Source organism: Mycoplasmopsis agassizii (assembly GCF_002276225.1).
In the GTDB taxonomy this organism is placed as follows: domain Bacteria; phylum Bacillota_I; class Bacilli_A; order Mycoplasmatales; family Metamycoplasmataceae; genus Mycoplasmopsis_B; species Mycoplasmopsis_B agassizii_A.
The window spans coordinates 1-16,033 of sequence record NZ_NQNY01000016.1; the positions used below are offsets into that span (position 1 = coordinate 1).

The window sequence follows — 16,033 nt, forward strand, 5'->3', positions numbered from 1 at the left end:
CTTGTTTGTATTTCATATTACTTATATTATAAAAAATAACTACAACCTTTCTGTTGCAGTTATTAGGCCGATGCGGGAAACTGCTTAAGAAAGCAGTTTTTTGTTTGAAAATTTTGCAGCTAAAAATAAGCAAACTAATAATTAATTATTAAGATCAATTATCACGAACAATTTTTCATTCGTTAAAATCAAAATCAGTAATTTCATTTTTAGAAACTGGTAGTAGAAAAGAAGTAATCGTTTCTGGAGTCTTAAAAATGTATGGTTTTTCAACTCATGATACAGCTCTTCCAGGTTTTTCAGGAACAGTAATGTATCCAAATTTTAAGGTAATGGTTTGTAGGTCAACATCAACCTTATAATCTTCAATTTGAATTCCTTTATCAACCTTATGATAAACTAATCATTCTTCATTGGGGCTGTCTGGAAAATCAACAAAATCGGTTAGAACTTTAATGAATAAATAATTATTATTTTCTAAATCTAATTTTTGTTTAATTACATCGTAGTTGAAATAATAATTTCAAGGTTTCATTTTGTCGATATCTTCATCTTTTATTTCGGGATCAATTTTTTCTTTAACAAATTTAGAAAATTTTTCTTCATCAGTAACACGAAGTTGAGTTTTTAAACTATTTTCATCAGTTATTAAACTAACTGATTTGAATTGTGTTTCACTATTTTTTTGATCACCTTTTTTTAAAGAGTTTTCTAAAACTGTACTTTTAGAAATTCCCTTTTTAAGATTATCTAAAGAATCAATTTTGAAAAATACTTCATGATTGTCGGTTTCAGGATTGCTCTTTTCTTGTATTCAAAATTTTTCTTTTTTATCAGAAGGTAAACCCTTTTCGATATCTATACCAAGTCGTGAATATGTTCACAACTTGATATTTTTGCTTCTAAATTCAGACCATCAATAATCTGAAAAGGTAAAGTGCTCATAACCAACATATTTAAGTTGAACAATAGATTTTTGGTTTTCTAGAACTTTTACACTAACATCAGTTCCTTTACCTGTTTCAGCAAAACGTCTATCTTCTTCGGTAAAATTAATTCCTGAAGAAGAACATGCTATTGTTAAAGAAGCTAAAATGGGGGTAGCAACTAAAGTTGAAAATAAAAATAATTTTTTAAATTTCTGCATATTGATTTTTAATTTATGAAATTCCCCTTCCTATTCTTATGAATAAAATAATAAAGTGTTATCTAAAAGCAATTCTTGCTTTGAAGATTTTTAATTTTGCTTGAATAAAATTTACTACTCTTATTTAAGATCAAGTGTCACGAACAATTTTTCAATCGCTAAAATCAAAATCCTTTATTCAATTTTTACTAACTGGTAATAAAAATGAAGTGATTGTTTTTGGTGTTTCAAAAGTACTTGGATCAACAGCTGTTGTTACATACCTTACTTTTTCAGGTACTTTAAATCATGAAAATTTTATAATAATTGTTTTAGTATCTTGATCGATTCTATACTCACTAATTTGAATTCCTTTATTAACTTTATGATAAACAAAATCAGCTTCACTAGGACTTTTTTGTGGATAGATAAATTCAGTAAAGTCTTTGATAAATAAATAATCATAATTTTGTTAAATCAAGTTTCTGACTAATTAGATCGTAATTAAAATATGAATTTCATGGCTTCATTTTTTCAATCTCTTCATCTTTTAGTTTAGAATTTATTTTTTCTTTAACAAATTTAGAAAATTTTTCTTCTTCCTCATCAGTAGCACGAAGTTGAATTTTTAAACTGGTTTCATCAGTTACTAAACTAACTGATTTGAACTGTGTTTCACTATTTTTTTGATCATCTTTTTTCAAAGAGTTTTCTAAAACTGTACTTTTAGAAATTTCTTTTTTAAGATTCTCTAGAGAATCACGTTTGAAGAATACTTCATGATTATCAGTTTCAGGATTAGTTTCTTCATTTTTTCAAAATGCTTCTTTTTCTTCGAAACTAACACCTTTTTCAATATCAATACCAGATGAGTAATATGATTGTGTTTTAATAACTTTGCTTCTTCTTTCTGATCATCAATAATCAGAAAATGTAAAGTATTCATAACCTACATACTTAAGTTGAATAACAGTTTTTTTATTATCTAGAATTTTTACACTTAGATCCGTTCCCTTACCTGTTTCTGCAAAACGTTTATCTTCTTCAGTTAATGTAACATCTGAAGAAGTACATGCGATTGCTAAAGAAGCAAGAACAGGAATAGCACTTAAACTTAAAAAATTAATTAATTTTTTAGGTTCAAATTTTTGAATCTTTAATTTTGACATTTAGATCTCTCTTTCTTAATTTTTTTAACTATCTCAAAACGCATTAAATGAAATATTCATAAAATGTTTTAATATTTTTTTGAATTATAATATCCACCACAATTGAATTGCTATGGAGGATATTTTTTTCTTTTTTGTTTTGATAAATTATATTAATAAGTTGTGCCAAGTTTTGCTAAGATGAAGTATCACGAACAATTTTTCACTCATTAAAATCAAAATCACTAATTTCATCCTTATCTACAGGTAGTAGAAAAGAAGTAATTGTTTTTGGAGTTTTGAAAAGGAATGGTTTTGAAATTAAGGTTACGTATCCTTTTTCGTATGGTACTTTAAATCATGAAAATTCTAAAAAAATTGTTTTATTAGGAATATCAATTCGATAATCCTGGATTTGAATTCCTTTATCAATTTTGTGATAAATTAACTGTTCTTCACTGGGCTCATTTGGAAAGTCAACGAATTCAGTTAAATCTTTAATAAATAAATAATTATTTTTTTCTAAATCTAATTTTTGATTTATCAAGTCGTAATTAAAATAAGAATTTCATGGCATCATATTTTCAATATCTTCATTGTTTAAATTAGCATCAACTTTTTCTTTAATAAATTTAGAAAATTTTTCTTTTTCTTCATCAGTGGAACGAAGTTGAGTTCTTAGACTTGTTTCATCTGTTATTAAACTAACTGATTTAAATTGTTTATCGCTTTGGTTTTGATCTTCCTGCTTTAAAGAGTTCTTTAAAACTGTGCTTTTAGAAATTTTATTTTTAAGTTCATCCAAAGAAGCAAGTTTGAAAAAAACTTCGTGATTATCTGCTTCAAGGTTATTTTCTTCTTCCCCATCAGAAAGCACATCTGTTTCAAAATTGATATCATGCTGCAATAGTCAGTTCGATCTAATATTTTTAATAATGTCGCTTTTGTCTTCTGATCATCAATAATCAGAAAAAGTAAAGTACTCATAACCAACATGTTTTAGTTGAATAATAGATTTGTTGTTTTCTAAAGTTTTTACACTAACATCAGTACCTTTACCTGTTTTAGCAAACCGTCTGTCTTCCTCAGTTAATGTAACACTTGAAGAACAAGCTATTGCTAAAGAAGTAAAAATAGGTGCAACAAATAAACCAGAAAAAATAATTATTTTTCTAAATCTATCTTTCTTATTAAATTTCTGAATATGTAAGTGCGACATCTAAATCCCTCTTTCTAGATTGTTCTTCTGAACTATCATAAAACACATCAAAAGAATAGATACCTGAAGTTTTGGCCTCAAATTCTATGGTTTCTGTATTCATCATTTGTTCATTATAATTTGTTTCTTGTTTAATATAAACTGCATTAATATTTTCACCTTCAGGAGTAGTGACTTGTAGTTTTAAATTTAATGCACCTTTAAATCTATAGTTTGAATTACTAAAAGCACCCATTTCGTATGCATTGTAATTTGAATCATATTCAAAAAGATCTTTACCTTTTCATGTTATGTTAACCCTGTATTTTTTACCTGCTTCAAAGTAATTATATGTTCTTGACTTTGATTCATTTGTGCTATTAGCATAAACTCTAAGATATTTTAAATTTAGTAAGGATTCTTTCACTTTTTTAAAGTTTGCTCTACCAAAACCTGTCCTTCTATCATAAACATCGTGTAATCCTCCACCGTTATCTGAACTAAATTTGTAACTTGAGGCATTTTGTCTTGAACCAGAAATTAAAGCACTTTTTAAGATCATATAGTCAGATCCCTTTTTGAAAATTTCAGGATAGTTTGTTTTTAAAAGACTTGCAATGCCTGTAATAGTAGGTGCAGCAAAGCTAGTTCCCCTTAAAAGATATCTTCCTTGCAAGTCTAGCCCAGTAGGACTAAATGAATCAGGAACTGATGTTGTAACATAACTCTGATCTTTTGAAACTTCAGTCCCACCCTCAGAATCTAGATATGGAGAGATATATTCTGTAGATTCTAATGCACCTACAACAATTGCATTATGTGACAAAGTATAATAATCTAAATATTTATATGCGTTCGTTGTATAGGTTCTTTTGTCTTCAGTTATCTCTTCGATATATGAATTACCTGCTGAAATAATAAAAATAAAATCTTCATTTTCATTTAAAAAATTATCTAACCATTCAGAATCACTATTATATTCTTCACTGGTACCATATTCTGCACCCCAACTATTATTTACCATGTAAACTCCACGATATAAGAATCAGTTTAGCGTGCTATTTAATCACCCGTTTCATCTACTTGTCACATCAGAAAATAACATTATGTTTGGATTAATTCCCTGGTGACCCATGATAACATCAGCAACCATATTTGGATGAGAATATTGTTTAAATGGTAGATTACTTGTATCCCTTGTAATAATTTTGCTTGAGTCGATAAATGCAGACGAATTTTTATCAACATATGAAGAAGAGTCAGGATTTTTAGGAACTGCTTCAATAATTCCGACTTTCATTTCGGCTTTTCCATAGTTAATATTATTATAGGCTTGCAGTCTTTCTTGGTTTAAAGTTTGATAGTCAAGTCCAATAAGTCCATATCTTTTTTTGGTAGCACTATTGTAATTATCTCAGAAGGTCTTTGGAACATAAAAACGTTCACGATGCCTTAAATCTGATTCTTCTAGTGTTATTTTTCTTAAAGCAGTATTAAATTCTTCGACGCTTCTACCTGTTTCGTGAACATTAATTTGTAAAAGATCATTAAAATCAAAATCAAATTCTGATATTTTTAATACTAATTTTTTAAAGTCATCTAGATCTTTATAAGCGATTGAAAATGTTAAAGTATATTTTCCGTAAAGTGTTTCAAAATCATTATCTAAAATTGTATACATTTGCTCTAGATACATATTAATTTTGGTTTTATCTGTACCTGCTTTAAAAACAATATCAACTCTATTGGAACCTTGGTCTAAAACTTTTTGAAAATCTCCCTCACTTGAAAGAGTTGCTATAAATTCAGGCTTTTTATAATTAAATGATGTTTGACTAACAATATCTTTTATTGAATCACTTTTTAAAAGTTCTTCAGCATATTTTCTTCTTAGTGATTTTTTATCTTGTGATATTAAGGTGTCTTCTTTTTTTGTTTTTGAATCATCAACAACATTTTGTTGCTGTGGTTGTGATGAGTAAGATACGCTTACTAAGGCTCCAACAGCAGCTAAAGAAGCAGATGATAAGCCTAGTAATGATCATAAATTTTTTTTAAATTTTTTCATTTGGACCTCGTTATTTAAAATAATTGATAATAAATGATTACTGATCAAATTAATTAACAACTTTTTTATGCTTTTATATGCTTTTTAAAATGCATAGAATATGTTAAATAATTCAAATGATGCAGTATATTACTTTATCTTTTTACTGCAAGCTATGTACAAGTAATTGTTAAAAAATCGTTTTAACGATTTAAAACTAATTTCATCTATATTTAAAAAAGTAATTCACAATTTAATCATGAATTAATAATCTAAAAATTTATTACGTGTTTTAGATGAGTACAAAAAGATAAAATTTTTACTTATTAATTTCCGAAATCAAAAAAATCAATTTTGAAAATTGATAAGAAATAATTAACTCTTTTTTAAAACCTAAAATGGGCATTAAACTCATTGAAGGTTTTAATACTGTTTGTGTTTGAAAATTCATATTAAACCCTTTCTTATTTTAATCATTTTCTAGATGATGAAAATGATTTTTTAACCTTGCAGAAATTTCTTCTGCACAATAATTATATTGTTTTATACAAAATATTATGAATTTTTATAAATTTTTAGTTTTTATGAAAAATTTTTCATATTTTGGTAATGTTGAGTCCTGAATATTAGTCCTTTTTAAGATTTTTAGCCTAAACAATCAATTTCCATATACAACTAATTCAGATTTTAAAACAATAAAAAACCCATCCTTAGTTTACAAGGATAGGTTATTAGAAGTTGATTTTGAATTGCTTACTAAGAAACTAAGATTAAATTTAACCTTATTTTTCAGTTACAATTTTTCATTCGTTAAAATCAAAATCATTTAATTCGCTTTTAGGTACAGGTAATAAAAATGATGTAATTGTATTAGGACCAGTAAAGCGATTTTGTTTTTCATATGGTCTTGTCAATAAATAATCTTGTTGAGGAACATTAAAATATGAAAATTTTAATGTCAGGGTTTTATTTTCCTTATCAATTATATAATCATATACTTGAATCCCTTTATCAACTTTATGATAAACTAAAGAGCTCTCCCCCTGGAATTCACCATAAATTATTAAATGAGTTAGATCTTTTACAAAAAGATAGTTATTATTTTTTAGATCTAATTTTTTCTTGATTAAATCATAATTAAAATACGAATTTCAAGGTTTCATTTTTTCGATTTCATCATCTTTTAGATTAGCATCAATTTTTTCTTTAGCAAATTTAGAAAATTTTTCCTTTTCTTTTTCACTACTACGTAGTTGTGTTTTTAAACTTGATTCATCTGTTATTAAACCAACTGATTTAAATTGTTTATCACTTGATTTTTGATCTTCTTGTTTAATTGAAGTACCTAAAACTGTTTTGTTTTCAATTTCCTTTTTTAGTTTGTCCAAAGAATTTACTTTAAAAAACACTTCACTATCTTCATTGTTTGGATTATTTTTTTCATCATAAATCATTTTACGACGTTCTGCAACACTAATGCTTTTTTCTGCATCAATTCCTGCTCCTATTCCATATGAATACATTCTTATGTTTTTACTTTTATCCTCTGATCATCAATAATCAGAAAATGTAAAATATTCATAACCTGCGTACTTAAGTTGAATAACAGTTTTTTTATTATCTAGAATTTTAACACTTAGATCAGCTCCCTTGCCAGTTTCAGCGAACCGCTTATCTTCTTCAGTTAATTTTGATGTACTAGTTGTTGGTGTACAAGCGATTGCAAAAGAAGCAAAAATAGGGATTGCTAATAATGCTGATATTAATAATATCTTTTAAAATTTTGTTTTTTTATTAAAGTTCTGAGTATCTATGTGAGACATTTTATCTCTCTTTCTGGATTATTATCTTGAATAATCCTAAAATGTATTAAGTTAATATGTCATAAATAGCAAATATCGAATCAGCCTTTTTATGTTCATATTAAAGCTTGGTTAAAGTATATTACTTTGTCAAAAAATCTGATATTTTAAAAATATTTTAGATTTTTTAAAACTACTTTTTTCGCTATCAAAATTATTTTAAAATCACTTGATAATCACTAATTTTGTTTTATTTAACTACGCTAAAAAACCAACAAAAAAACTGCTCAAATGAGCAGTTTCAAATTATAAACTTTTTACTTACGAATACCAAGTTTAGCAATTAAACTTAAGTATGATTGATAATTAGTTTTTTGTAAATAAGATAGTAATTTTTTACGCTGTTCAATTTTTGCTAGAAAACCACGCTTTGAATGACGATCTTTTTTATTTTCTTGAAAGTGTAATTTTAGTCTTTCAATGTCATCTGTAAGGATAGCGATTTGTACTTCAATAGCACCTGTGTTTTTTTCGCTTCCACCAAATTCTTTAACTAATTGGCTAGTTTTAGCTTTATCTTTCATTTCTTTTCCCTTCTAAACCGAGCCTTAATTTATAAAATTAAAACCCAGCATAAAATAATTTTTTTTATTTTAGCAAAAATATTGATTAAAAGCAAGATTTTTCTTTAAATAATTAAGCGTGTTTTTAAGATTGATTTTCTTCATCTTGATGTCTTAAAAACAAGATTTTTGAGTTTTTAAAATCATCTTGAGAAACAGTGTCGCGGTGTGCTGCAGTAATAATTCTAACTGTTTCAATAAATTCTAATGTAACTTTTCCGGGTTCAATTGTTAAATCATCAATTAAAACGTGAATTTGATTTTTTAGTTTACCTTTATGTAAAACAGCAGGAATTTTTTGATCATTACGATCTATATAAACTAAATAAATACCACTATGGATGGGTTCGATTTCACTAGGATATTCAAATTCTAAATTTTTATTTAAGTCAACAGTAATATTGTAATTTAATGCTAGATTTTGATTAATAAAATCAATATGTCCATAACTTAGCTGGCTTTTTAATAAGGAAGTACTGATTTTACTACGATTTTCTTCAAATAAATCTACCACAATTACATCTTCATAAATTTCTTTTAAGCGATCAGCTTTACAAATACCTTTATGACCACCTGATCAATCAGAACCGACTATAAACGCAAATTTATCTAAATCTTTTTCAAGAGGTTTAAAAAATTCTTCAAAAGTTAAGCCTTCAACATCTTCAAATTTTCATAAAACTGTTGAATCAAAACCATAATCTGCAAAAACCTGTAAACGGTTTGCTAGCTGCATGAAATTACGGTGTTCTAAAATTTTTGATGATTTAGGTAATTTTCTAGCATCAACTACTGCTGTTAAAACTATTTCATAACCTCTGTCACGATATGTTTTAGCAACATCAAATAATGATTCATGTCCTTTATGAAAAGTTTCATAACCTCCTAATAAAAAGACTTGTTTTCTAGCATCTGATTTATTTGGATAAATGTATGTTTTCATAGACTAAATAATTTTAATTGCTTTGCAATGGTGGTAAACACCATCTTCTGAACAATTTAAAGATGTAACTTCCTTTGCATTTTCTTTTACTTTATCAATGGCGTTCTTAACGGCAACACCATATTTAACACCTGCAACCATTTCAATATCGTTTTCACTATCACCAAAAGCTATTACATTATCTAAAGTTAGATTATGTAATTTAACTAAATCAGCAATTGCAGTTAATTTATTAACGTTTTTTTGACAAACAAATCAACCGCTGCTTCAGTGAGCACTAACTCCATAATTTGCATTTTCTGGTTTTGCTAAAAAATCTTCACTAGCATCAAAATGAACTTTATCTAAAGATGTAACTGTTACAATTGAAATTTCTTGATCGTTTCCATACTTTTTAAAATCAGCAAATTCTTTTAAAAGATCTGAATGTTGAATTAAAAATCAATTTTTTGTATTTACACCTTCAGGACTTTTAAAAATATATTGATTATCAGTTACAGTTACTCCTGCATGAGGATAATTTGCTAATGTTCAATCATAATATCTTTTAGCAAAATCATAATCAATCATTTTATTAACAACGTATTTTTTTGTTTTTAAATCTAAAACAAAACTACCATTAGCCCCAATAAAATAATCAACATTATCAAATTGAGCAAATAATTCTCTAGCTGTGACAATTTCACGACCTGTAGCAATTACTGTGATTAAACCTTTTGCTTTTGCTTCTTTAAATAAATTTTTAATTTTCTTTGAAAAAATTTTGTCACCATAAGGCAGAATTGTTCCATCTATATCAGTGACTAACATTTTAATATCCTGCATAACACCTCATCCTAAACTTAGATTTATATAATTTAAAATTACTTATTTATAAGTATAAATTAAATTAATCTATTAATTATTAAATTTTCTGCATTTTAGTTTGCAAAAATAAAAAATTATTTTTGCATTCATGCTTTTCACGTTAATATTAAGTTATGGCTAAAAGAAAATATTATAACAATCGTGACTACTTTTTAGATCGCAAAAATCAAGTAGTTAGATTATCAAGCGACTTACATGATAAGTTATTAAACAAAAAATTATACGGAAACCGCGGCTTTAAAAAAGTTACAGGTTCTAGAGCGGGAAACGTTTTAAACGTTGGAGGTTTTGCTTCGCAATTTGCTGCTTTTTGTGATATTTCACAAATAGGTTTACCAATGCTTGATTCAAAATATGTTAATGCAGGAACAATTATTGAACCAAAAGTAACTGATTATCTTAGAACAATTTTACCTGATCAAGAAATTGAAACTTATGATCCAATGAAATATAATTTTGATTATTTTGCAGATAAGGATGAAGTAATTGGTGGTATTCCTGACGGCTATATTAAAGATCAAAATGTCATTATTGAAATTAAAACAACTGGTGCAAAAAATATTGAAAAATGAAAAAAAGGTGAAGTACCTGAATCATATATTAGACAAGCACAACTATACTCATATTTAATGAAGGCTGATATGTTTTGAATTGTTTCAACTTTTTTAAATGAAGATGATTATTTATATCCAGAAAAATTTGATATTAATCAGCATAAATCTTTAATCCATAAATATAAAGTTAATCATCAAGCAGTTGCTAATGATGTTTTATTAATTAAGGAATGATATAAAAAATATACCTTATCAGGAGTTAGTCCTAAATTTGATTTATTTAAAGACAAAGACTTAATTGATTTTTTAGAATGTTCAAATGAAGAAGAATATGAACAGTTAATTAAAAGATGAAAATCATCTGGAAAAGCAGAAGCAAGTTTTGAAAATGTTTAGTGAAATTGATGAAGAAAATTTAGTAACTTTTAAAGAATATAAAAGATTTTTTTCAGTTCCTAATCCATATTTTATTTGACATGATTTTAATTTTAATAAAGAAAATTTAAGTGATGATTTAGACAATGAAAATGATGAAGAAGATAGTGATGATGAAGGATCAATTTTTAATTTAAATCCTGATGAAGATGTTTTTGATCCACAAAATTATCATGATGTAATAACTAATTTTAATCCATTTGAAAAAACCAATTCATTTGCTATTAATTTATTAAAAAAAGATTTAGATGATTCTGAAATTTATGTTGTTAGTTCAAAAGATAATAAAATTTCAAAACTAAACAATACCTTGATGGCTTTAAATGATGAAAAAATTAAAATTGTTTTTAATGCATATTTTTATTGAAACGATTTTTTTGCAAATGTTTTTTACTTTGATAAAAGAACAAATGAAATAGGTGTTATTAACTATAAATCCAAGTCAGTATTAGATAATACACTTAGATCAATTTATAATTTAGAAGTTATCCAAAACGCCCTAAAAACCGATATTTCAGAACATACTTTTTTAATTTTTGATGAATTAAATTCAATTAAAAAATCGAATAATTTAGTATACAAAAAAACTAAATATGCAAACTATTATAAAAAGAATTATTCATCATCTTCAAAAATAAAAAAAGAAAAAGAAGGAGTTGTAGATTTAGAAACTTTAATTTTAATTGAAGAAGATTTTAAAAGTGGTTTTTTAAATTATAAAAATCGTGCAGATGAACCAACTCAACTTTTAAGTGCAAAAGATTTTTATGAAAAATTAAATGCAAATGCTTTTTTAGAAAAGGAATTTGATAATTTAAAAACTCCCCGTCTTATTAAGAGTGAAATTTTATTTGCAAAAAATAATTCTTTTTTTAATATCAACGATTTCAATTTTAAGAATGAAAGTAAGGATGCTTTTTATATCAATCCTTTTAAAAAAGATATGAAAAATTTTGTCTTTGCAGATTTAATAAGTTTTAATGGAAAGTCATACAAAACTAACACTGATGATCATGAATTGGTGATCAAAAATTTACTAAATGAACACTCATTAATTCAAGACAAAGAAGTTATTCCAAATAACTATAAAACTGATTTTTTAAATTTAATGTATTCATATTTAAAGAAGGATCAAGTATTAGTTTGATTTGATTTCGAATCAATTAATTTACCAGAAACTGCCTTCAAAGGTTATACACCTTATTCACAAGTGCCTTTTCAGGTTTCAATTGTTAGAACAATAAATGGTGAATATTTAAAAGGTGAATGAGATAGTGAAGACATTGTTTTTGATCCTGAAAATTTAGATATTGAATCATTTGCAAATATGGTTAGAAGAATTTCAGGCTTCAAAGATTTTGCATCAAAAGATAAAGATTATAAATATATAACTTACAATAAGTCGTTTGAAAACGGTGTTTTAAAAAAACTTAAAAGTGTTTTTAAATATCATAATCATCCTGATTATGAAGATTTAGCAAAACGCATTGATTACATTACTTTTACAAATAAAGATGATAAAAGCAACGACAACTTATTGGACCTAGCTGATTTCTTTTTTTATAGAGCTAACAAAGAAGATGTTGCTAAAAAGAATTATTCTATTAATAATACAGCAATAGTTTTTTTAGGTTATTTAAAAGGTAAGTATAGTATTAAGTTATTAGAAAAATTTATCAGTTCTAAACATTCTGATAAGTCATTTTCTAAATTAATTACCCCCTATAAAGAGTTAGAAATTAAAAATGGTTTACTAGCAATGACTGAAGGAGTCAAAAAATATCTAGGCTTAACTCACCAGCAAATTTGAGATCAACAACTTGTTCCTAATTTAAAAAAGTATTGTCATAACGATGTTATGTCAATGGTGATGGTTTTAGAATATTTGATTTACTTATTAAAAAGAGACTGAAAAGATTTAAAAAATCTTCAAACAAATTTTGAAAAAACAAATGTTTATATTGACTTAGATTAGTTTTTAGTAAAAATTTAAAAATTGAAAAAGTTGCTTTGATTAAACAAGCAACTTTTTGTTTATTCAAAATGTTTCATATTTCAATCGTAAACATTGAAATCAGATATTTTGCCTTTTTCAACAGGAATGAAAAAGGAGTGGAATCTTTTAGGAAGACTTGTTGGGATCACAGAATCTGCACTAGAAGATATACCTTCTGGTATTGTTGGAGCAATATTTCAGTCAACATAAATTGTTTTAGTTATTTCATCAATTTTGTATTTACTGATTTCTAATCAACCTTCTAATAAGTAATCACTACTTTGATTAAATCTAAAATATTGAGAAATATCCTTGATAAAAAGATAGTCATATTTATTGAAATTTAATTTATCTTTTATACTTTCAAAATTAAATGTATTTGATCACGGTAAAAATTTATGTCTTAACTCTAATATGTTTTTTGAATTTTTGAAGTCAAAAAATTTTAATAAGTATTCATCGTAGAGCTTTTGATCATTATCGCTCAATCTTAAACTCATTTTTAAATCATTTTCACTTTTTATAATACTAATAAATTTTTGATAATCTGGTTCATCTTCTTGTTCCAACGCATCAACAAGGTAACGACTATTTTTTTGTTCTTTATCAAGAGAATTATAAACTTTCGATTTACTATAAATTCAATGAGGTTTATTTGCGAAGAAAGTTCATGTATCTCTAATTTTTTTCTGTCTTGGAGTTCCTTCTTTACCTACCTTGAGAGAGCCACCTCCATTACCTATATTTATATCTGGGTCACTAGTTTTTCCATCAGAAACATTTCTTACTAAAATGTTTCTTCAGTTAAAGTTTTCAAAACTTTCGTATACAGGATATCAATTACCAAAAGTAAAAAAATTATAACCATATAAATTTATTTGAACATAAGGATCATTATTAGCCTTTGTTAATTTTGAATATACTTCTGCACCTTTAACAAGCGGTCTAGGAAATTGTTTTATAACTACTTTTGGTGTTTCTAAAGGAATTTCTTTTTTATAAATAACTTCATTTTTTGAACAAGCAATCAGGACACCAACAGAACTAGTAATTAATGATGATGATAGAACAAAAAACACCTTTCTGTATTTTTTATATTTTTGAATATGTCATTGCGACATCGAAATTATCTTTTCTATCTCCGCCATTTTGGAAAATGTCGAAGTTATATGTGCCACTTTCAGCAACTTTAAATTCAAAAGTAAGTGTATTCACTTTATTTGCTTGTTGTCATGAAGATCATTCGGTGTATGCTACCATTTTTTTATTAGATGGGTCAATAATATTAAGTTTAACTGGAATTGGTCCTACGTGTTCTTTTGTAGGTTCTGGTCCAGCTCTTAGTGGAAGATAACTCACTGGTATTTGAAATGGGTCTATATTCAGCCAAGTTAAATTGATTCTGTATATATCATCTTTAACTAGGTCAAGTGTTTTCTTTCTTGGGTTATTTTCTGTATTTTCACTTCTTAGGGTAAAGTAATCTAGATGTTTCAAAGATTCTTTAACTTTTTCAAAATTAACCCTACCAAATCCTGCCTGGTCATTGTAAACTTTATGTTCTTTAAAAGTTAAATTAGGAAAAAATTTATTTTCTCAATAAAGTTTACTTCTTGAACCTGATATTAGTGCACTCTTCATAATAATGGAATCATAGCCTCTATCAAAATACTCACTATAGTTGGTTTTTAATAAACTAGCAATTGCAGTTATAGTTGGCGCTGCAAAACTGGTTCCAATTTTTCTATCACTTTCTCCGTCTTCTCTTTCATCATCTGTTAAATATCGAATTGCGTATTGACTAATAAAAAGATCGGGAGCAGATGTTGTTACATAATTTATTAACGCAGAATGCTCTGAATAGTCATTTGCCTCAATGTCATTATCAAGTTTTAATGCTCCAACGATTATTGAATTGTATGATAAAGAATATGAATCAAGATATTTTGCTATTTTACCGGGTGTTTCATATTTATATAAAAGTCCATTTTTCTTATAATAATCATCACCTCTACCGCGATTTCCTGCTGCTTTTATAAATATTACTTCTGGATTTGCATTTATAAAATTATCTAATCAAATAGCATTGTCATTATATGAAGTATACTCAATATCTCTGCTGAGATCACCTTCCTCTCAACTATTATTAATAATAGTTACGCCCTTACTTACAAGTCTTTCGATAGCACCTTTATGTCCGTTTCATCCTTGTAATCAATCACTATATAAACTTGCATAAGGATTGATTCCTTGTTGTCCAATAATTATTTCAGCAACTTCATTAGCGTGCAGTGAAATAGGGCCTTCTTCAACATGAATATCATCAGAACTGTAAATGATAGCATCTTTTCTTACTAAACCACCATATTCAAGTACACCGACTTTAACTCTTTTTTCTTGTTCTCAAGCTTCTCTGGCTTTTACCCTTTCATCCCTTAGGATTAAAGGATTCATCCCGACAAATTCGTATCTTAATCTGTTTTGATTATAATAATTATTTCATACTTTATCTTCATCAATATCTCATCTTTTATATACGGGCTTTGGTGGTGCTGGTGGTGGAGTGTAAACAGGCTCAGGTTTTGGTTTTGGTTCAGGAGCAGGTGGGTGCATATCTTCATAAGAACGACAACATCATGGAAGTGGGTCAAAATAATCAAAATCTAATGCAATACTGCTATTGATTTTTTGTCACTCTTGAATGGGATATTTTGTATCAAAAATATTTATTTGTAATAAATCCTTAAAATCTATTTGAAGTTCAACTATGTTTAAAAAAGATTGTTTTAAATCATCAATATCTTCGAAAGAAATTGAAAAAGTTAGTGTATGTTCTCCATAAATATATTGATGATTTTTTTCTAGTAATTTTTTTAGACTTTCAACATATTGATTAATTTTGCTTTTTTCAACGCCTGCTTTGAAAACTATTTCTAAACGATTAGAACCATTTTTAATAATTTGTTTTTTACCTTCTAAATTATTTTCATCAATTTTTTTATAAACTCGGTAATTCAAAAAAATACCTTCAGCCATCTCGGTAATTGAAGATGAGTTTTTAATTTTATTAATCAATAACTGATAATCTGATTTTTTAGAATTATCAGTTATAGAAGGCGTTTGCTGACTAATTGCTGAAATACCAGCAAAACTAGAAGAAATAAATATCCCACCTGTAAGTAAGGTAAGAATTGTTTTTAATTGTTTAATTTTTTTCATTATTTGAAATCCTTTTTTGTTTTTTTATTTTGCTCATTTTAAAGAAAATTTTTAAGAAAGTAAACGAACACGTAA

At 26.5% G+C, this 16,033-nt stretch carries 14 protein-coding genes; 4 read left to right on the forward strand and 10 right to left on the reverse strand.

Annotated elements, in window-relative coordinates:
- Window positions 1-148: 148 nt before the first annotated feature.
- Window positions 149-1,147, reverse strand: a complete 999-nt coding sequence (locus CJJ23_RS04195; protein ID WP_095335099.1) for a hypothetical protein — start codon at window positions 1,145-1,147, stop codon at window positions 149-151.
- A 134-nt stretch (window positions 1,148-1,281) separates the two neighbouring features.
- On the opposite strand from CJJ23_RS04195, the gene CJJ23_RS04200 reads away from it, so the two are divergent.
- Window positions 1,282-1,518: a hypothetical protein gene (locus tag CJJ23_RS04200; RefSeq protein ID WP_095335100.1), complete on the forward strand. Its 237-nt coding sequence runs from the start codon at window positions 1,282-1,284 to the stop codon at window positions 1,516-1,518.
- Window positions 1,519-1,533: 15 nt separating this feature from the next.
- Here the strand turns inward: CJJ23_RS04200 and CJJ23_RS04205 are convergent, their stop codons facing one another.
- From CJJ23_RS04205 to CJJ23_RS04220, 4 genes are all read right to left on the reverse strand, one after another.
- Complete coding sequence (locus CJJ23_RS04205; RefSeq protein WP_095335101.1) at window positions 1,534-2,295, reverse strand: hypothetical protein; 762 nt, start codon at window positions 2,293-2,295, stop codon at window positions 1,534-1,536.
- A 175-nt stretch (window positions 2,296-2,470) separates the two neighbouring features.
- The gene (locus CJJ23_RS04210; RefSeq protein ID WP_095335102.1) at window positions 2,471-3,493 is read right to left on the reverse strand and encodes a hypothetical protein; all 1,023 of its coding nucleotides are present in this window, start codon (window positions 3,491-3,493) and stop codon (window positions 2,471-2,473) included.
- Window positions 3,465-5,540, reverse strand: coding sequence for a S8 family serine peptidase (locus CJJ23_RS04215; protein ID WP_095335103.1), 2,076 nt, complete (start codon window positions 5,538-5,540; stop codon window positions 3,465-3,467). Before CJJ23_RS04215 ends, CJJ23_RS04210 begins: the two co-directional genes overlap by 29 nt.
- Window positions 5,541-6,301: 761 nt before the next feature.
- The gene (locus CJJ23_RS04220; protein WP_095335104.1) at window positions 6,302-7,042 is read right to left on the reverse strand and encodes a hypothetical protein; all 741 of its coding nucleotides are present in this window, start codon (window positions 7,040-7,042) and stop codon (window positions 6,302-6,304) included.
- Window positions 7,043-7,169: 127 nt separating this feature from the next.
- On the opposite strand from CJJ23_RS04220, the gene CJJ23_RS05310 reads away from it, so the two are divergent.
- Window positions 7,170-7,298 (forward strand): hypothetical protein, encoded by a 129-nt coding sequence (locus CJJ23_RS05310; RefSeq protein ID WP_272937918.1) that lies wholly within the window; start codon window positions 7,170-7,172, stop codon window positions 7,296-7,298.
- 340 nt (window positions 7,299-7,638) lie between these two features.
- On the opposite strand, the gene rpsO is transcribed toward CJJ23_RS05310, so the two are convergent.
- The 3 genes from rpsO to CJJ23_RS04235 all read right to left on the reverse strand — a co-directional run bounded on the left by rpsO (window position 7,639) and on the right by CJJ23_RS04235 (window position 9,712).
- Window positions 7,639-7,905 carry a 30S ribosomal protein S15 gene (gene rpsO / locus CJJ23_RS04225; protein WP_084232646.1) on the reverse strand — a complete coding sequence of 89 codons (267 nt, stop codon included), beginning with the start codon at window positions 7,903-7,905 and terminating at the stop codon, window positions 7,639-7,641.
- A gap of 124 nt (window positions 7,906-8,029) precedes the next feature.
- The gene (locus CJJ23_RS04230; RefSeq protein WP_095335105.1) at window positions 8,030-8,887 is read right to left on the reverse strand and encodes an FAD synthase; all 858 of its coding nucleotides are present in this window, start codon (window positions 8,885-8,887) and stop codon (window positions 8,030-8,032) included.
- 3 nt (window positions 8,888-8,890) lie between these two features.
- The gene (locus tag CJJ23_RS04235; protein WP_095335106.1) at window positions 8,891-9,712 is read right to left on the reverse strand and encodes a YcsE-related riboflavin metabolism phosphatase; all 822 of its coding nucleotides are present in this window, start codon (window positions 9,710-9,712) and stop codon (window positions 8,891-8,893) included.
- 155 nt (window positions 9,713-9,867) lie between these two features.
- Here CJJ23_RS04235 and CJJ23_RS04240 point away from each other — a divergent pair, with 155 nt between their 5' ends.
- Window positions 9,868-10,704 (forward strand): MAGa7180 family putative nuclease, encoded by an 837-nt coding sequence (locus CJJ23_RS04240; RefSeq protein WP_095335107.1) that lies wholly within the window; start codon window positions 9,868-9,870, stop codon window positions 10,702-10,704.
- Entirely contained in the window at window positions 10,697-12,718 is a 2,022-nt protein-coding gene (locus tag CJJ23_RS04245) for a UU173 family protein (protein ID WP_095335108.1), read from the forward strand. Before CJJ23_RS04240 ends, CJJ23_RS04245 begins: the two co-directional genes overlap by 8 nt.
- A 59-nt stretch (window positions 12,719-12,777) precedes the next feature.
- Here the strand turns inward: CJJ23_RS04245 and CJJ23_RS04250 are convergent, their stop codons facing one another.
- A complete protein-coding gene (locus CJJ23_RS04250) occupies window positions 12,778-13,860 on the reverse strand; it encodes a hypothetical protein (RefSeq protein ID WP_095335109.1) in 1,083 nt (360 codons plus the stop codon).
- Window positions 13,832-15,958 (reverse strand): S8 family serine peptidase, encoded by a 2,127-nt coding sequence (locus tag CJJ23_RS04255; protein WP_095335110.1) that lies wholly within the window; start codon window positions 15,956-15,958, stop codon window positions 13,832-13,834. Before CJJ23_RS04255 ends, CJJ23_RS04250 begins: the two co-directional genes overlap by 29 nt.
- Between the last annotated feature and the right edge of the window lie 75 nt (window positions 15,959-16,033).